The 16,733-nt window shown below is 72.8% G+C and carries 19 protein-coding genes; 7 read left to right on the forward strand and 12 right to left on the reverse strand.

Annotated elements, in window-relative coordinates; translation table 11 throughout:
• Window positions 1-300: 300 nt before the first annotated feature.
• On the reverse strand, window positions 301-480 hold the full coding sequence (locus IG86_RS0126030; protein ID WP_030833700.1) for a CsbD family protein: 180 nt from the start codon (window positions 478-480) through the stop codon (window positions 301-303).
• 509 nt (window positions 481-989) lie between these two features.
• Here IG86_RS0126030 and IG86_RS43695 point away from each other — a divergent pair.
• Complete coding sequence (locus IG86_RS43695) at window positions 990-1,145, forward strand: DUF6131 family protein (protein WP_167751168.1); 156 nt, start codon at window positions 990-992, stop codon at window positions 1,143-1,145.
• Between the two features lie 93 nt (window positions 1,146-1,238).
• On the opposite strand, the gene IG86_RS45125 is transcribed toward IG86_RS43695, so the two are convergent.
• A complete protein-coding gene (locus IG86_RS45125; protein WP_267886301.1) occupies window positions 1,239-1,367 on the reverse strand; it encodes a hypothetical protein in 129 nt (42 codons plus the stop codon).
• 182 nt (window positions 1,368-1,549) lie between these two features.
• On the opposite strand from IG86_RS45125, the gene IG86_RS0126045 reads away from it, so the two are divergent.
• Complete coding sequence (locus IG86_RS0126045) at window positions 1,550-2,833, forward strand: sensor histidine kinase (protein ID WP_051785406.1); 1,284 nt, start codon at window positions 1,550-1,552, stop codon at window positions 2,831-2,833.
• 30 nt (window positions 2,834-2,863) lie between these two features.
• On the opposite strand, the gene IG86_RS0126050 is transcribed toward IG86_RS0126045, so the two are convergent.
• Complete coding sequence (locus IG86_RS0126050; RefSeq protein WP_051785407.1) at window positions 2,864-4,303, reverse strand: MFS transporter; 1,440 nt, start codon at window positions 4,301-4,303, stop codon at window positions 2,864-2,866.
• Window positions 4,304-4,703: 400 nt separating this feature from the next.
• Between IG86_RS0126050 and IG86_RS0126055 the strand changes: the two genes are divergently transcribed.
• Window positions 4,704-5,288, forward strand: a complete 585-nt coding sequence (locus tag IG86_RS0126055) for an anthrone oxygenase family protein (protein WP_078906038.1) — start codon at window positions 4,704-4,706, stop codon at window positions 5,286-5,288.
• A 56-nt stretch (window positions 5,289-5,344) separates the two neighbouring features.
• Here the strand turns inward: IG86_RS0126055 and IG86_RS0126060 are convergent, their stop codons facing one another.
• Window positions 5,345-5,809 (reverse strand): anthrone oxygenase family protein, encoded by a 465-nt coding sequence (locus IG86_RS0126060; RefSeq protein WP_030833692.1) that lies wholly within the window; start codon window positions 5,807-5,809, stop codon window positions 5,345-5,347.
• Window positions 5,810-6,006: 197 nt separating this feature from the next.
• Between IG86_RS0126060 and IG86_RS0126065 the strand changes: the two genes are divergently transcribed.
• A complete protein-coding gene (locus IG86_RS0126065) occupies window positions 6,007-7,371 on the forward strand; it encodes an acyl-CoA synthetase (protein WP_030900083.1) in 1,365 nt (454 codons plus the stop codon).
• An 84-nt stretch (window positions 7,372-7,455) separates the two neighbouring features.
• Here the strand turns inward: IG86_RS0126065 and IG86_RS0126070 are convergent, their stop codons facing one another.
• The gene (locus IG86_RS0126070) at window positions 7,456-8,190 is read right to left on the reverse strand and encodes a DJ-1/PfpI family protein (protein ID WP_030833688.1); all 735 of its coding nucleotides are present in this window, start codon (window positions 8,188-8,190) and stop codon (window positions 7,456-7,458) included.
• A 304-nt stretch (window positions 8,191-8,494) separates the two neighbouring features.
• On the opposite strand from IG86_RS0126070, the gene IG86_RS0126075 reads away from it, so the two are divergent.
• Window positions 8,495-9,052, forward strand: a complete 558-nt coding sequence (locus IG86_RS0126075) for a pyridoxamine 5'-phosphate oxidase family protein (protein ID WP_030833686.1) — start codon at window positions 8,495-8,497, stop codon at window positions 9,050-9,052.
• A 13-nt stretch (window positions 9,053-9,065) separates the two neighbouring features.
• Here IG86_RS0126075 and IG86_RS0126080 read toward each other — a convergent pair whose 3' ends face one another.
• From IG86_RS0126080 to IG86_RS0126090, 3 genes are all read right to left on the reverse strand, one after another.
• Complete coding sequence (locus tag IG86_RS0126080; protein ID WP_030833684.1) at window positions 9,066-10,223, reverse strand: RNA polymerase sigma factor; 1,158 nt, start codon at window positions 10,221-10,223, stop codon at window positions 9,066-9,068.
• A gap of 7 nt (window positions 10,224-10,230) precedes the next feature.
• A complete protein-coding gene (locus IG86_RS0126085) occupies window positions 10,231-10,638 on the reverse strand; it encodes a YciI family protein (protein WP_030652852.1) in 408 nt (135 codons plus the stop codon).
• Window positions 10,639-10,765: 127 nt separating this feature from the next.
• On the reverse strand, window positions 10,766-11,362 hold the full coding sequence (locus tag IG86_RS0126090) for a TetR/AcrR family transcriptional regulator (protein WP_030833682.1): 597 nt from the start codon (window positions 11,360-11,362) through the stop codon (window positions 10,766-10,768).
• A gap of 102 nt (window positions 11,363-11,464) precedes the next feature.
• Between IG86_RS0126090 and IG86_RS0126095 the strand changes: the two genes are divergently transcribed.
• Window positions 11,465-12,430: an alpha/beta hydrolase family protein gene (locus IG86_RS0126095; protein ID WP_030833679.1), complete on the forward strand. Its 966-nt coding sequence runs from the start codon at window positions 11,465-11,467 to the stop codon at window positions 12,428-12,430.
• A gap of 99 nt (window positions 12,431-12,529) precedes the next feature.
• On the opposite strand, the gene IG86_RS0126100 is transcribed toward IG86_RS0126095, so the two are convergent.
• The gene (locus IG86_RS0126100; RefSeq protein ID WP_030833676.1) at window positions 12,530-12,979 is read right to left on the reverse strand and encodes a DUF2000 domain-containing protein; all 450 of its coding nucleotides are present in this window, start codon (window positions 12,977-12,979) and stop codon (window positions 12,530-12,532) included.
• Between IG86_RS0126100 and IG86_RS0126105 the strand changes: the two genes are divergently transcribed.
• Entirely contained in the window at window positions 12,978-13,859 is an 882-nt protein-coding gene (locus tag IG86_RS0126105; protein ID WP_078848599.1) for a helix-turn-helix transcriptional regulator, read from the forward strand. The two genes, IG86_RS0126100 and IG86_RS0126105, sit on opposite strands and share 2 nt — an antisense overlap.
• 68 nt (window positions 13,860-13,927) lie before the next feature.
• Here IG86_RS0126105 and IG86_RS0126110 read toward each other — a convergent pair whose 3' ends face one another.
• Genes IG86_RS0126110 through IG86_RS0126120 form a run of 3 tightly spaced genes read right to left on the reverse strand, consistent with a single transcriptional unit; the run spans window position 13,928 to window position 16,409 of the window.
• The gene (locus tag IG86_RS0126110) at window positions 13,928-14,287 is read right to left on the reverse strand and encodes an STAS domain-containing protein (protein ID WP_030833670.1); all 360 of its coding nucleotides are present in this window, start codon (window positions 14,285-14,287) and stop codon (window positions 13,928-13,930) included.
• On the reverse strand, window positions 14,284-15,600 hold the full coding sequence (locus tag IG86_RS0126115) for a PP2C family protein-serine/threonine phosphatase (protein ID WP_030833653.1): 1,317 nt from the start codon (window positions 15,598-15,600) through the stop codon (window positions 14,284-14,286). The genes IG86_RS0126110 and IG86_RS0126115 overlap by 4 nt, the downstream gene beginning before the upstream one ends.
• Complete coding sequence (locus IG86_RS0126120; protein ID WP_030833634.1) at window positions 15,600-16,409, reverse strand: alpha/beta fold hydrolase; 810 nt, start codon at window positions 16,407-16,409, stop codon at window positions 15,600-15,602. Before IG86_RS0126120 ends, IG86_RS0126115 begins: the two co-directional genes overlap by 1 nt.
• Window positions 16,410-16,733: the final 324 nt, after the last annotated feature.

The following is a 16,733-nucleotide window of genomic DNA, read 5'->3' on the forward strand; positions in this document are numbered from 1 at the left end:
GGGGGTGGGGGTGGGCTGCATGGCGTGTTACCTCCCGGGGGCGCAGAACGGAAGGCCCGCCCGGGCGGCGACGCCGTGACGGTGCGTCGGGCGGGGGCGGGAGATCACACGCAGCATTCCCGGCGAACGAGTCTTCGATAGACGCCGGCGGAAAACATTTTCCGTTCCGGTCGTGCGCCAGACGCGTACCGGCCATGTTGCCGCGCGCTCCACCATCAGGGTGACGAAAAGGAGGGGCCGGACCCGCCGACACGGCGGGGCCGGCCCCTCCTGTTCGTCTGGCGCGGGGAGGCGCGCCGGTCAGGACTTGCGCATGCCCTTCTTGGCCTTGCTCGCAGCATCCGAGGCCATTTCCTCGGCCTTGCCGGACATCTGCTCGGCGCTGCCCTCCGCCTGCATGCGCTTGTCGTCCATGGCGTCGCCGGCGGTCTCCTTGAGCTTGCCCTTGACCTGCTTGGCCTTGCCCTTTGCCTTGCTCATGACGAGGTACTCCTTGAGTGACTCGAGTGAGGGGGAATGCACTGCCCACCATGCGTCCGCCGGGAGCGACCCGCAACGCGCAGTGGACCGTCCGGCGCGCCCCATGCCGCACCGGAGAAGGTCTAGTCGGGCGGCTCGGCAACCGGCGGCCGCTTGACCGGTGACGGTTCGGCGGGGGCGGGGCGGGGTTCACCCGGCCGGGGCCCGCGCTGTGCCTGCGCGAGGTCGCGCGGGGTGGGGTGCGGCGGCCTCGGCTTCGGCCTGGAGCTGTCGGGCTTCGGTTCGGACGTGTCCCGGTCCATGCGGCTCACCTCGGGTTTCTCGGCTCGCGAGGGGTGGTGGTGCGCCGTACGCGCGCTTCTGCGTCTGCCCGGCCGTACGCGTTCCAACCCATCGCGCCGGATCGGGTCGGGGGACAGATAAGGACCGCATTCGGGGGCAGACGGCGTCTGAAGCGCCACGGCGGATCCCACCGTTTCCGCCGACGTTCCAACGCGAATGAGGTACTCATGATTGCCGTCGGGTTGATCCTCCTGCTGATCGGACTTCTGACCGGGATCTCCATCCTGTGGACCCTCGGGGTCATCCTGCTCGTGGTGGGTGCGGCGCTGTGGATCATGGGATCGGTCGGACACGCCGTCGGTGGCCGACGCCATTACTGGTAGACCCGGACGTGGCCGAATCGGGCCTGCCCGGTCGATCACGACCGGGCAGGCCTCGGCACGTAGGCCGCCGCGCGACGTCGGCCGCCCCGAGCGTCAACGGCCGTCCCTGGCCAGGTTGTAGAACAGGATCAGGATCGCCGCCGCCATCACCGCCAGGTGAACCCACACGGGGGCGTCCACGACACTCGCACTCGCGCTCACGCTCGTACCCGCGGTCGTCATCGCAGGGCCCTCCCTTCCCCGAGGGCGCCGATCTTGCGTAACCGTGTCTGCTGTTTCTCCGTGGTCGTCATGTACCGCACCTGCCCGCGCTCTGCCCGACAACGCGCTGCGGGGCCCGATTTCGGGCCGCCCGCCCCGCCCCCACCCCTGCGCACCGCCCGGCAGGACCGTAGGCTGCGCCGATGCACGCTGGATTCGGGTCACGCGAAGCACGCGCCGACGGCCACCGGTCCTGGTCCCGGTACCGGTCGCTGGCCGTCGACTCGGGGCTCGCGCTGGGCTACGTCGGCGCGGGGCTGCTGCTGGGCCGGGAACGGCCACCGGCCGGATGGCAGCCCCTGGACGAGCTGGGCGCGGTCCTGACCGTTCTGGTGGGCCTGGCCCTGCTGGCCCGCCGGATCGCGCCCGTCGCGGTGTTCGCCACCAGCAACGCGCTGTGGATCGTGTTCATCACCTGCGGGTACTGGCCCGTCGTCAATTCGATGCCCCCGCTCCTGGGCCTGTACACCGTGGCGGCGACCCGCAGCCTGCGTACGTCCGTCGGGTGCGCGGCAGTCGTGACCGGGACCTGGGTGTACGCCGGCCTGGGCAACGCGGAGAACAGCTCCATGCCCACCGTCCTCGCCCAGGCGGTCCTGTTCCCGGCCGTGGTGTTCGTCGTCGGCCGAGGCTCCGGCAGACTCGCCGAACGCAACCGGCAGTTCGCCGAGCTGACCTTTCAACTGCGCGGACAGCAGGAGGAGAACGCCCGCCGGGCCCTCACCGAAGAGCGGGTCCGCATAGCGCGCGAACTGCACGACGTGGTCGCGCACCACATGTCCGTGATCTCGCTCCAGGCGGGCATGGCGTCGTACGTGTTCCCCACCGACCCGGCGGCCAGCCGGCGGGCCCTCGACACCATCGCCGACACCAGTCGGGAAGCGCTGGAGGAGATGCGCCGCATGCTCGACCTGCTGCGCGTCGGCCGGGAAGACCGACCCGACGGACGCGCGGACCCGGACCCGGACCCGGACTCGGATCCGGACGACGCCTACGCTCCCGCCCCCGGGCTGGAACGGCTGGACCGGCTCCTCGACCGCGTCCGGGGCGCGGGGGTCCACGTCACCATGGAGGTCGTCGGTTCTCCCACGCGGCTCCCGCAGGGCATGGCCCTGTGCGTCTACCGGGTGATCCAGGAGGCGCTGACCAACGTGCTCAAGCACGCGGGGCCGACCAGCGCGGCCGTCGTCCTGCGCTACGAAAGCCGCGCCGTCGTCGTGACCGTCACCGACGAGGGCAGCGGTGCGTTCCGGACGAACTCCGTGATCGCACCCGGGCACGGCGTGATCGGGATGAGGGAGCGGGCGAAGATCTACGGCGGATCCGTCACCGCCGGCCCCCGCACCCTCGGCGGTTTCGAGGTACGACTCGTGCTTCCGGCCCCCACCTCCGGTGCCCAGGGTTCCGGGGACGCCCGCTCGCGGTGAGTTGCCGACCCGCGCGCCGCCGTCCGACCCTCAGGGCCGACGCCCCTTCTCCCCGCTCCGCCCCGCGAGGTCGTCCGCCCGCATCGACAGCGACGGGACCCGGCCCAGTCTCACGAGCCGGTGGCGTACCGCCAGAACGGCCACCGCCGCCGCGGCGATGACCACTCCGCCCAGGCGCAGGATCGCGTCGTAGGCCTCCTCCGGCGGCCGCTGCGGGGTCATGGCCGAGATCGCCGCCGCCGTCCCCGCCAGGGCGATCGCCCCCAGCGTGACCAGGAACGTCAGCAGGACGCCCGACGCCTCGCCCGCCCTGGCGGGCGCGACGACCTGTTGCGTCGCCACGCTCGAGAAGGTCCAGCCCAGCCCCAGTCCCAGGCCGCACCACGCGAACACCGGCACGTACAGCCACCAGGCGCTGACCCCGGCCAGCGCGAACATCCCCGTCCCCGCGACCGCCCCGGCCAGCGCCATCACCGCGGTCGCCCGCATGTGCCGGGCCAGCCGCGCCCCCAGCGGCCCGCTGAGCGCCACCAGCAGGGCCGGGGCCAGGAACACCGTGCCCGCCAGGAGCGGCGAGAGCCCGCGCACGTCCTGGAGGTAGAGCGTGGCGAGGAAGACGGTGACTCCGTAGCCCATGTTCGTGAGCGAGCCCATCCCGGTCACCAGCACGTAGGGGACGTTGCGGAACAGCCGCAGATCGACCAGCGGGTGCCGGGCACGCCGCTCCCGTACGAGGAACAGCCCGCCGGCCGCCACCGCCACGGCGAAGGAGCCGAGGGTACGGGCGCTGTGCCAGCCCCAGGCGTCGCCGCGTTCCACGGCCAGTGTCAGGGCCGCCAGCGAGCACACGATCAGGGCGCAGCCGAGGAGGTCGAGCTCGCGCGGCGCCGACGTGTCGCGCGAGTCCGGTACGTACACCTGGGCGATCAGCAGCGAGAGCAGGGTCAGCGGCACCATCAGCCAGAAGATCCATCGCCAGCCGGGCCCTTCGGTGAACCCGCCGCCCACGAAGGGTCCGAGCGCGGTCCCGATGTTGGCGACGCCGAACACGGCGCCCAGGGCCCTGGCGCGCGTCTGCTCGGGGAACGTGTTGGTGATCACGGACACGGACACCGGGAAGACGAACGCCGCGCCCACCCCCTGCGCGACCCGGGCCGCGACCAGCGGTCCGAGGCCGGGAGCCAGCGCGCAGCCCACGGAGCCGGCCGCGAACAGGGCCGTTCCCGCCAGCAGCGTGCCCCGACGGCCGAAGACGTCCCCCACGCGGCCGCCGACGATGAAGAAGCAGCCGATGGCGAGCATGTACGCGGACAGGGTCCACTGGGCGGCCGAGACCGTGACGCCGAGCTCCGCCGAGATGCCGGGGATGGCGAGGTTGAGCGCGAAGAAGTCGAGCTGGATGCAGAACAGCGCGAGGGCGACCGCGACGAAGGCCCCCTTCCGCCGCGCCGGCGAAGACTCAGCGCGCATGGGGGAGTTCCTCTCGGCCGACGCGGAGGCGCACGCGAACGCACCGGCACGCCGGGCGCCCGCCCGCACCTCCTCCCCCCATTGTGGAGCGCCCCGCGCAGGTCCGCAGTCCGGATCCGCCGCGGACGGGGTGGTTCCCGTCTTCCCGGAGCCCGGCGGGCCGCCTGCGCTCGGAGCGTTTCGGCGCGCATCGATGCCCCCGCTCCCGGCACGGTCGTCACGGCGGTCCTGGAGGACCAGAGCGACGGCCCGGCCCGGCGACTTCGCGACCGCCTCTCGGAGCGAGGCTAAAGATTCGCTCAAACGTCGCCCCGACTCACCTGCAATCGTGCGCAGTTGATGCCAAGATCGGGCCTTCGTGTCCGGAACGCACCACCGTAGGGGAGAGGACGTACATCGCATGTCTGCCGGTCCGTCGCCGTTCGTGCCGCCCGCACAGCCCAGCCCGCCCGGCCCAGCTGCAACGCCCGCACCGTCCGCGTCGGGCACGCGCCTGGCCGGTGCCGTGCTGATCGTCTCCACGGTCCTGGTGGGCCTGATGGCGGGGCTGTTCTTCGCGTTCGACGTCTCGGTGATGCCGGGGCTCGCGGCGGGGGACGAGCAGACCTATGTCACCGCGATGCGCGCCTTCAACAAGGCCATCGACGGGAACCCGCTCTTCGGGACGGTGTTCCTGCTGGCACTGGTGGGGGCCGTGCTGTCGGCCGTCCTGGAGTTCCGCGGCGGGAGGCGGGCGGTCGCCCTGTGGGTGGGCGCGGCCGCTGTGGCCTACCTCGTCGTCCTGCTGATCACCTTCACCGTGAACATCCCGCTCAACAACGAGCTCGCGGACGCGGGCGACGTCACCGGGATGAAGGACTTCGAGATCGTCGAGCGGTTCCGGACGACCTGGGTGACCACGAACATCATCCGCACGCTGCTGTGCACGACGGCTCTGGCCGGCCTCGCCCGCGCCCTGCTCCTCCACGGCCGCACCACCCGCTGACCACCGGCCGGTCCCGTCGGCCGAGCCCGGCCCGGCCCCGTGGGCCCGCCGCCCCGTCAGTGCAGGACCAGCGCCCAGGCGAGGAGGCCGAGGGAGACCGTGCACAGCACGGCCCGCCACACGTTGGCGCGTACCCACGGAGCCTCGAAGGCCCCGCGGACCGCCGCCGGGTCGGCGATGCGCTCGACGGGGCCGGCCTGTTCCAGCGCGTTGTTGAGCGGGATGTTGATCCGGGCCGTCACGCCCATCGCCGCGAGGTAGGCGACGAGCGCGCCGATCAGCGGCACCAGCGGGTCCCGGCCGCCGCTGCCGGTGGCGTGGAGGACCACCGCGGCCGCGCTGAAGACGAGCGCGCCGATGTAACCCAGCAGGAACCAGCCGTTGAGGATGGCCACGTTGATCCGCTGCATGGTCTCGATGGCGGTACGGTCGGCGGCGACCCGCAGCCCGGGCATCACGGACACGGAGAATCCGTAGAAGAGACCGCTCATCCAGCCGATGGTGATCGTCGCGGCGATCATCGTCGCCAACCGTGCCGTTTCCACGTGGTCCCCCCGGATCGAGAATCAGGTCGAGAGCTGGTCTTCGAACGGTCAAGTCCCGCCGATCATAGGGTGCGGCGGCCCGGTTCGGGCCCGCGTAGGCTGGCCGAACCCCGCACGTCGCCCGACAGCACCTCACACCACCCTCCCACCCCCGCCGAACGGAGCCGCCCGCCATGCTGACCGCCCTCACCGGTGTCCACGGGGACCGCGCGGACGCCGTCACCGTCGCCGGCCGCACCGCCTCCTACGAGGAACTCCTCGGGGCCGCCCGCCAGGTGGCCGCCGATCTCGCCGAATCGGGGATCCCGGCGTTCGCGGTGACCGCGACGGCGTCTCTGGAGACGGTGGCCGCCGTGGTCGGGGCCCTGCTCGCCGGCGTACCGTGCGTTCCGCTGCCGCCGGATGCGGGTCCGGCCGAGCGCGGACACATCCTGCGCGACTCCGGCGCCCGCCCCCTCGACGTCGACTTCGCCCGCCGCTCGGACAAGGTCCCCGCCCCCGCCGACGTACGCACCCCCGAGGATCCCGCGCTGATCCTCTACACCTCCGGCACCACGGGCGCCCCCAAGGGCGTGGTCCTCAGCAGCGCCGCGATCACCGCCGACCTGGACGCGCTCGCCGAGGCATGGCAGTGGAACGCCGGGGACACCCTGGTGCACGGACTGCCGCTGTTCCACGTCCACGGACTCGTCCTCGGCGTCCTCGGTGCCCTGCGCACCGGCAGCCGCCTCGTGCACACCGGCCGGCCGACGCCCGAGGCGTACGCGGCCGCGGGCGGGAGCCTGTACTTCGGCGTGCCGACGGTGTGGTCGCGCATCGCCCGCGATCCGCGCGCCGCGGCCGCCCTGTCGGGGGCCCGGCTCCTGGTGTCGGGCAGTGCGGCGCTTCCGGCGCCGGTCTTCCGGGACATCGAGCGTGCGAGTGGACACCGCATCGTGGAGCGGTACGGGATGACGGAGACGCTGATCACCGTGAGCGGCCGCGCGGGCGGGGACCTCCACCCGGGTACGGTCGGCACCCCGCTGCCGGGCATCGCCACCCGGGTCGCGGCCGAGGACGGCGCGGAGATCGGCGAACTCCAGCTGACCGGACCCACCCTGTTCTCCGGCTACCTGGGCCGACCGGAGGCGACGGCAGCCGCGTACACCGAGGACGGCTGGTTCCGTACGGGCGACATCGCGGCCGTCGACGAGAAGGACGGCGTGCACCGGATCGTGGGCCGCGCCTCCACCGACATGATCAAGTCGGGCGGGTACCGGATCGGGGCGGGCGAGATCGAGAACGCCCTGCTGGACCACCCCCGGGTGCGCGAGGCCGCCGTGGTCGGTGTCCCCGATGCGGATCTCGGCCAGCGGATCGTCGCGTTCGTCGTCGCGGAGGGAGTCACCGGAGCCGAGCTCACCGACTTCGTCGCCGCCCACCTGTCGGTGCACAAGCGCCCCCGCGAGGTCCGCTTCGTGGAGGCGATCCCGCGCAACGCCATGGGCAAGCCGCAAAAGCGCCTCCTCCTCGACGGCGCCGCCCCCGACCACGCCTGACCCGTTCCAAGACGCGTACGCGGCCCGGGCGGTGTCGGCGGATCAGGGCGCGGCGGGCGGCCGACGCTGCTTTGCGGACACTCCCTAGCGGGACCACACGGTGCCCCGGGCCTCGTACTCCAGCATGCCCTCGATGCCGGTCGCCGCGTCGGCGCCCAGCTCGCGGCGCACGAGCCACAGGGCCAGCTCCAGGCCGGAGGTGATGCCTCCGGCGGTCACGAGGTCACCGTCGTCCACCACGCGCGCGTCCTTCAGCACCCCGCCCTCCCGCTCCAGGTCCGGGCGCGCCCTGTGGTGGGTGGTGCACGGCCGGCCGCGGGTCAGTCCCGCGGCCGACAGCAGCATCACGCCCGTGCACAGGGCGGCGACGGTGAGGCCCGGGCGGGGCGCCGCCCACAGGGCGCGCGGAAGGGTGCCCCGCCGGATCTCCGCCCACACGCCGGGGTCCTCGCGGCGGCCGTAGCCGCCGCCCGGTACGACGACGACGTCGGCCTCCTGCGGCGCCCAGCCGTGCTCGACGCCGACCCGCGTCCCGTACGACGCCCGCACGAAGCCGGGGCGGGAGGTGGTGACGTACCGGACCTCGACCGTCCGGTCCGTGAAGAAGCGGGACGCCGAGAAGACCTCGTACGGGGCGGCGAAGTCCAGCTCCTCCACCCCGTCGAACAGCACGACGTGCACCCTGAAGGGCCTGCCGGTCCCGGCGGGGCCGCCCTCCGCCGCGTGCGCGGCCGGTCCGGCGCCGAGCCCGGCCACACCCGCGACCGCGCCGGTGGCACCGATGACGGTCGAGGCCCGCAGCAGGTCCCGTCGGTTCAGGCTCATTCGGCTCTCCTCGGTGTCGTCCGGACGGCGGACCGGCTGCCGCGCGCCTCCTGGAGAAGTGGTCGACGGGACCGGGGCGCGAGTTCCCCGCGGACCGTGTGGTCCGCCCCACAGCCCCCGGCGGCGGCCCGGACCCGGACCCGGGCGGGGACACCGGCAGCGCGACCGGCCGGGTGACCCCGGCCCGGTCGACGGCCGCGTACGGCGCTGGCGCGCACGGGCGCGGGGGAGGATGCACGGGCTCGTTCCCCCTCGGCAGCGGGCCGACCGCGAACGGGCGAGAGGAAGAAGGTCCACGATGCCCGCCCAGGGATCCGCGAAGCACCCCACCACCGAACTCGACGCCCGCTACAGCTCCGCGCTCAACCCCCGCCCGGGTGCCGCCGAAGTCACCGCCACCGACTGGGCCGAGGCCCAACGGCAGCTGGGCGCCGCCGAGATCTTCTGGTTGTCCACGGTCCGGCCCGAAGGGCGCCTGCACGTCACCCCCGTGATCGCCGCCTGGCACGAGGGGGTCATGTACTTCTCCACCGGACCGGGGGAGCAGAAGGCGAAGAACCTGGCTCACGACGGCCACTGCGCGCTGACCACCGGAGGGAACTCGCTCACCGAGGGACTCGACATCGTGGTCGAGGGCAGGGCGGAACAGGTCGCCGATCCGGCCGTGGTGGAGGAGGTGATCACGGCGTACGAGGCGAAGTACGGGCCCCACATCACCTCGCCCGAGGGCACCTTCCACGGCATCGACGACGCGTTCAGGCAGGGCACCGCGGTGGTGTTCGCGGTGGCCCCGACCACGGCGTACGGCTTCGGGCGCGACGGCGGCGTCTACAGCCACACGCGCTGGACCTTCTGAGCGGCGCAGCTCCTCAGTCGCAACGCAGGGCGTTGAGGCGGGCGTTGATCCGCGCGGCCCGGCGCGTCAGGTGATCGCGTTCGGCGAGGTTCGGAGCCTTCCGGGCCGCCTCCGCGTAAAGCCGCGCCGCCGTCGCCAGGTCCCCGTCGCGCTCGTGGAGGTACGCCGCCACCGCGGCACGGCGGGGCAGGGAGCCGTCCAGCGCCGCGAGCGCCGCCAGACCGGCCCGCGGGCCGTCGGCCTCGCCGACGGCCACCGCACGGTTGAGCCGTACGACGGGGCTGTCGGTGAGGCGCGCGAGTTCGTCGTACCACTCGACGATCTGCGGCCAGTCGGTCTCCTCGGTGGCGGGTGCGTCCGCGTGGAGCGCCGCGATGGCGGCCTGGGCCTGGAACTCGCCCAGCCGGTCCCGGACGAGAGCCGCCTGCAGGACCGCGACGCCCTCGCCGATCATCCCCGTGTCCCACCGGCCGCGGTCCTGCTCGGCGAGCGGTACCAGGCTGCCGTCGGCCGCCGTCCGCGCGGCCCGCCGGGCGTGGTGGAGCAGCATGAGGGCGAGCAGCCCCGCCACTTCGGGGTGATCGAACCGGGCCGCGAGCTGCCGGGTGAGCCGGATGGCCTCGGCCGCGAGGTCGACGTCGCCGGAGTAGCCCTCGTTGAAGACCAGGTAGAGGACGCGCAGCACGGTGGCGGCGTCGCCGGGCTGTTCGAACCGCACGCCGGAGACCGTGCGCTTGGCGCGGCTGATCCGCTGCGCCATGGTCGCCTCGGGCACCAGGTACGCCTGGGCGATCTGGCGGGTGGTGAGGCCGCCGACCGCCCGCAGGGTGAGCGCGACCGCGGACGACGGCGTCAGCGAGGGGTGCGCGCACAGGAAGTAGAGCTGGAGCGTGTCGTCGACCGCGGGCGCGGGCCCGGGCTCCGGCTCCTGGTCGACGAGGTCCTCCCGCCGGCGGCGCGAGGCGTCCGCACGGTTCGCGTCGAGGAACCGGCGCCAGGCCACGGTGACCAGCCAGCCCTTCGCGTCGCGCGGAGGGTCGGCCGGCCACACGCGGACCGCCTCGACCAGGGCGTCCTGCACGGCGTCCTCGGCCGCCGCGAAGTCCGCTCCGCGGCGGACGAGGACGGTGAGCACGCCGGGCGTGAGGCTCCGCAGGAGGACCTCGTCCATCTCGGGCCTACTCCGAGATGGTGGGCGGCGCGGACAGGAACGGGCGCAGCTCCAGCCATTCGTGGATGGGCTTGCCACCCGCCCCGGGGGCGGCCGACAGCTCCCCGGCCAGTTCGAGGGCGCGCTCGTAGCTGTCGACGTCGATCACCATCCAGCCGGCGACGAGGTCCTTGGTCTCGGCGAACGGCCCGTCGGTGACGGGCGGGCGGCCCTCACCGTCGTACCGCACGAAGGTCCCCTCGGGGGCGAGGGCCTGGCCGTCGACGAACTCGCCGGTCGCCTCCAGCCGGGCCGCGAAGTCGTGCATGTACCGCATGTGGTCCGAGATCTCCTCCGGCGTCCACTGGTCCATCGGAACGTCGTTGACCGGAGCCGGGGCGCCGCGGTAGTGCTTGAGCAGCAGGTACTTGGCCATGGTGCTTCTCCTCGGTGCTGGTGCGACCCATTCTGGTCGCCTTCACACCGGGGACGGAGCCGAAAGACGCTTCTCGACATCCCGGCCCCACTTTTTTGGATGGTCCGGCGGTCCGACGGCCCGGCGGTCAGAGTGCGTCAGGCCGCCGGAGCCCCTGGAGCAGGAGGGCGATCAGGCGTCGGGGGTCGTAGCGGGGGTCGCCGTCGCGCCCGGCGCAGAGGTTGCCGATGCCGCGCATCAGCTCGTACGGCTGCGTGCCGGGCCTGATGTCGCCGGCCTCGACCGAGGCGTCGAGCAGTTGGGCGCAGACGGGCAGCAGGCGGTCGAGGAAGTAGGCGTGCAGGGCGGCGAAGCGTTCGTTGTCGGACTGCAGGGCGTCGGCGAGGCCGTGCTTGGTGACCAGGAAGTCGACGAAGAGGTCGATCCACCGGCGCAGCGCGTCGAACGGGGAGTCGGCGGCGGCGAGCAGGGTCGGGCCGGCCTCGGCGCACGCTTCGATCTGGTGCCGGTAGACGGCGGTGACGAGATCCGCCCGGGTCGGGAAGTGGCGGTAGATCGTGGCCATCCCGACGCCCGCCTGGGCCGCGATCCGGCGGATCGGCGCGTCGACGCCGGAGGTGACGAACACTTCGGCGGCGGCAGCGAGCACCGTTTCCCGGTTGCGCCGGGCGTCGGCCCGCTTGCCGCGGGACGGTGACTCCCCGGTGGGGCTCTCGGCGGCCATGACGTTCCTTCCCATGGTGGTTGACAAAGCGGAGCAGCGCTCCGGATAGTAGGTGGAGCAATGCTCCGTTTCAGGTTACTCGAAGCGAAAGGCAGCCACACCATGAGCACATCCACTGTCACCCCCACCGGTGCCCTGGGCGCGCCCGTCCCGGTCCTGTCCTACAGCCCGGTGGTCCTCTCCGTCCCCGGACGTCCCGTGGACCTCCAGGTGCGCGTCTGCGCGCCCGCGACCGGAACCGACCTGCCCGTCATCCTCCTCTCCCACGGCCACGGCCCCTCGAACAACCTCTCCTCCCTCAACGGGTACGCGCCCCTCGCCGACTTCTGGGCCGCCCACGGTTTCGTCGTCATCCAGCCCACCCACCTCACCTCCCGCACGCTGAGCCACCTGGTCGCCGACGCTCCCGGCGCACCCGACTTCTGGCGCTCCCGCGCCGAGGACATGACCCACATACTCGACCGGCTCGACGTGCTCGAGCGCACGGTGCCGCAGCTCGCGGGGCGGATCGACCCCGCCCGGGTCGCCCTCGCCGGACACTCGCTCGGCGGCTTCACCGCCGCTCTCCTGCTGGGCGCGGGGCTCGACGACCCCGACACCGGGAAGGTGGTGCACCTCGCCGAGCCCCGGATCAAGGCGGGCGTGCTGCTCGCCGCGCCCGGCCGGGGCGGCGAGGTCCTGAACGGGCCCATGGCCGAGCACTGGCCGATCATCGGGGCCGTCGACTTCTCCACCATGACCACACCCGCACTGGTCGTCGCCGGCGACAAGGACGACTCGCGGCACTTCACGGACATGGGGCCGGACTGGCACGCAGACCCCTACACCCTCGCCCCCGGCCCCAAGACCCTGCTCACCCTGTTCGACGCGGAGCACGGACTCGGCGGGATCGCCGGATACGACGCCGCGGAGACCACGGACGAGGACCCGGCGCGAGTGGCCGCCCTCGCCCGGCTCACGGCGGCCTACCTCCGCACCCGGCTCCACCCCGGCGACCCCGCGTGGCAGACCGAGTGCGAGGCGCTGACGACGGGCCCCGACCCGGTGGGGCGCGTCGAATCCAAGTAGGCGTATCCGAGCGCAGGTCGCGGGGGGCGTGGGGGGGGCGTGGGGGGCAGTGGCCGGTACACGGAGTCACCCGGGGTCCGTCCTCGGGGCAGGGGCCGCTCACCCGTGCATGCGGGCGCCCTTGACGACCCTGTCCACGGAGTTGCGCGGCCCGTGGACGGCGACCCCGACAAGATCGAGCTGGTCCTTGCCCACCGCCGCCACCGCTGCCCGGTTCGCGCGGTCGTGGCCCGTGCCGAACAGGTCCGCGGTGAACACCGCGGTCGCCAGCCCGCGCCGCACCGCCCGCTCGTGCGCCGCCTTCACCACTTCCTTCCCGCCCTCGAAGACCAGTACGGGCTGGCGGAACATCGGCAGGTAGGGGGTGCCATCGGCGTCCTGGTACGGCTCGCCGACCACCTCGGGGAGGGCCGTTCCGAGCCCGCTGACGAGGAATGCGGTGACATTCAGCCGCTGCCACGTCTCCAGGTCGTCGCGGAGCAGCACCGCGATCTTGGTGTCGAAGCGCACGGGCACGTCAGCGTTCTCGTTCTTCGTCTCATCGCTCATGGTCCGAGACTGCCGGGCTCGGCCTCGCCCGGTCTTGTACGTTCTTTGCGTGCAGCAGCTCCAGCAGGAAGTCTCGGCGTGGCGCCCGCAGGTCGCGGGTGTCGTCGAGGTCTTCCACGCCCGCTTCACCGCGCACGCGTACCCCATGCACGTCCACGACGAGTGGACGCTGCTGATCGTCGACGACGGCGCCGTCCGCTACGACCTGGACCGACACCGGCGCGGCACCCCGGGCGGGACCGTGAGCCTGCTCCCGCCCCAGGTCGCGCACAACGGCTCCGCCGCCACCTCGCACGGGTTTCGCAAGCGTGTCGTCTACCTCGACACGACCGTCCTGGACGAGCGCTTCATCGGCGCCGCCGTGGACGGCCCGGACCTCGCCGACCCGGCCCTGAGCCGACGCGTCGGGCAGCTCCACCAGGCCCTGACCCTCCCCGGCGAGGAGTTCGAGGCGGAGAGCCGGCTGGCTCTGATCCGCGAACGGCTGCGCGTGCTGCTCCGGCCCCGCCCCGCACTCCTCGGCGGTCACACCGCGCCGTTCGGCGCAGGAACCCGCCACGGCATCGCGCGCAGCCTGCGCGAACTCCTCGACGAGCGGGTGGTCGCGGGCATCTCCCTCCCGGAAGCGGCCGGCCTGGTCCAGGCGCACCCCGCGCATCTGGTTCGCTCGTTCAGCGCCGCCTTCGGCATCGCCCCGCACCAGTACCTCATCTCGCGCCGGATCGCTCTGGCCCGTCGGCTGCTCCTCGACGGCCGCCCGGCCGCCGAGGTCGCGGTCGAGGCGGGATTCCACGACCAGTCCCACTTCACCCGGCACTTCAAGCGAGTCGTGGGCACCACCCCCGGCCACTACGCCCGCTCCGCGCCCTCCTGCTGCTGAGGCCTTCTCCCGGCCGGCGCAAGCGCAGTCGGGGAACTGACTCGTCCGCGGATCGGCGGTGGCTCTGGTCAGCCCGTGGTGGGGTGCCAGGAGTCTTCGGCGGCCTGGGTGCTGGGGTGCGTCGGGAAGACCTGTTCCAGGCCGACGATGCGGAAGATACGGCTGACGCGTTCGGGGACCGCGGCGAGCGCGATGGTCGCGCCGGCGGCGAGGGCGTGGTTTCGGGCCGCGATCAGCATGGTGATGCCGCTGGAGTCGCAGAACGTGAGCCCCCCGAGGTCGATGGTGAGCTGCTGGCCGGCGGCCAGGGTGATGCCGGGGAGGGCGTCGCGCACCTCGGGTGCGGTGTGGTGGTCCAGGTCCCCGGCCAGTTCGATGACCGCGCCGGCGGTGGTGGTGCGGGTGAGGAGGGTCAGGTGTCTGCTCACTGCTGCTCTTCACTGGTGGTTCGGGGAACGTGGACTGCCAGGACGGCGGTGTCGTCGTCCACGCCGTTGCCGAGGGTGTCGAGAAGGTCGCGGATCGCCGTGATGGCGTCCGTGGCGGTGGTCGGGGCCAGGGCGCGGCCGAGGTCGAGGAGGGCTTCGTCGCTGTAGCGGCCGTCGGGGCCGGCGGCGGTGTGGGCTTCGGTGAGGCCGTCGGTGTGCAGGAGCAGGGTGTCGCCGGGGGCGAGGTGCACGGTGGTGGTGGCGATGTTGGCGTTGGGCAGGATGCCGATGAGCTGGCCGCCGGGGGTGGGCAGAGAGTCGGCGGTGCCGTCATGGCGCATCACCATGGCCGGCGGATGGCCGCCGCTGGCCAGCGTGATGTGGAAGCCGCCCTGGTCGGGGTCGGGGGTGAGCAGGCCGAAGATGACGGTGCAGAAGCGGGGGTCGGTGCCGTTGTACTCGTGGTTGAGGACCGTGTTGAGGTTGGCGAGGACGGCATCGGGGGCGGGGCTGTAGACCGCTGCGGCACGCAGGGTGTAGCGCGCCAGCGAGGTGACGGCCGCGGCGGCCGCCCCTTTGCCGCAGACGTCGCCCAGGAACATGCCCCAGGTGCCGGCGGCCAGGGGGAAGAGGTCGTAGAAGTCGCCGCCGACCTCGTCGGCGGAGGCGATGTGGTAGTGGGCGGCGACGTCCAGGCCGGGAACGTTCGCCAGCGTGGGTGGCAGCAGGGTTTTCTGCAGGGTGGTGTTCAGGACCTTGAGGCGGTCGCGTTCCCGGTCGGCTTCCTGGCGGGCACGCAGGAGCTCGTTCTCGTAGGCGCGGCGGTCGCGGGCGTCGAAGATCGTGGTGCGGATCAGCAGCGCCTGTCCGTCGCCGCCGGTCTTGACCGTCGAGGTGACCATGACGGGCAGTCGAGTGCCGTCGGCGGTCTTGAGTTCCAGTGCGATCCCGTTGATCTCTCCCTGCATGCGCAGGAGCGGGGCGAAGTGGGTCTCGTGGTAGAGGCGGCCGCCGACGGTCAGCAGGTCGGAGAAGCGCTTACGGCCGACCAAGGCGTCGCGCTCGTAGCCCAGCCAGTCCAGCAGGGTGGTGTTGATCTTGGCGATCCGGCCGTCCAAGAGGGTGGACAGGTAGCCGCAGGGCGCGTGCTCGTACAGGTCCTCGGCGCTGTCCTCCAGCAGCTCGGAGAACCGGGCCTCCTGGTTCTCCTGGTGGTCCTCGGACCGGCCCCGGCCATGATCACGGCCCCGGCCATGGTCACGGCCCCGGCCACGGCCTCCGTCGTCGGCGGCCCCGTCGTCGGTCCCGCACATCACCCGGAGGCTCCCGCGAACGCTGCGATCGCCGCGGCGGTCTCCTCCGGAGCCGCAAGCTGGGGGCAGTGCCCCGTCGCGTTCAGCGTGACCAGCCGGCTGCCCGGGATCTGCGCGTGGACGAACGCGCCCACCTCCGGCGGGGCGATCGCGTCGTGGGAGCACTGGGCGACCAGGGTCGGTACCGTCACCGCAGCGAGGTCGGCGCGGTTGTCGGACAGGAACGTGACCCGGGCGAAGACCCGGGCGATCTCCGGGTCGGTGCGGCAGAAGCTGTTCGTCAGCTCTTCGCCCAGTTCCGGCCGGTCGGGGTTGCCCATGATCACCGGGGCCATGGCGCCGGACCAGCCGAGGTAGTTCGCGTCCAGGGACTCCAGCAGTTCGTCGATGTCCTCGGCGCTGAACCCGCCCCGGTAGCCGGTGGCAGGGTCGTCGACGAAGCAGGGGGAGGGGGCGAGGAGCACCAGGCCGGCGAACGCCTCCGGCCGGCGGGCCGCGGCCAGCACGCCCATCATCGCGCTCACCGAGTGCCCCACGAACGTGATCGGGCCGAGGTCCAGCTCGCGGCACAGCTCCAGCACGTCGTCGACATAGCCGTCCAGGGAGGCGTAGCGGTCCCGGCTCCACGCGGTCAGCTCGGAGTTCCCCGCGCCCACATGATCGAAGAGCACGACGGTGAAGTCCCTCTCCAGCTCGGGGACCACCAGACGCCACATGTTCTGGTCGCACCCGAATCCGTGCGCCAGCATCACCGCCGGTGCACCGGTCCGCCCGGTCACGGTGACATGGTTCCTGCTCCGCACGTCCATGGGCCTCATCCTCGCAGACCCTTCCCCGGCGCCCCGGGAGGATCGCGTCCCCGCCGGACACGGCGAGGCCGGGTGGGGCGGTACCGAGCGACGGGCGCTGTCGGCCCACAGTGTGATGGCGGCGACGCTCACGGACGGGCCGCAGGCGGCGCTGCCGACCGGCCCCCGGGCCGCAAGCGCGTTCATAGCGGACGGAATATCTGGTTCCGCAGGAGCATGATCACGGATGAGCCTTTTCGGCCAGGATGGAAACGGTTACTCACGGTAAGGGTCGCCGCTCGGCCCCCTCGCGCCCCCCTGACCCCCCTTGCCTCGCCCGCCCCG

Origin of the sequence: Streptomyces virginiae, from assembly GCF_000720455.1 — a bacterium.
In the GTDB taxonomy this organism is placed as follows: domain Bacteria; phylum Actinomycetota; class Actinomycetes; order Streptomycetales; family Streptomycetaceae; genus Streptomyces; species Streptomyces virginiae.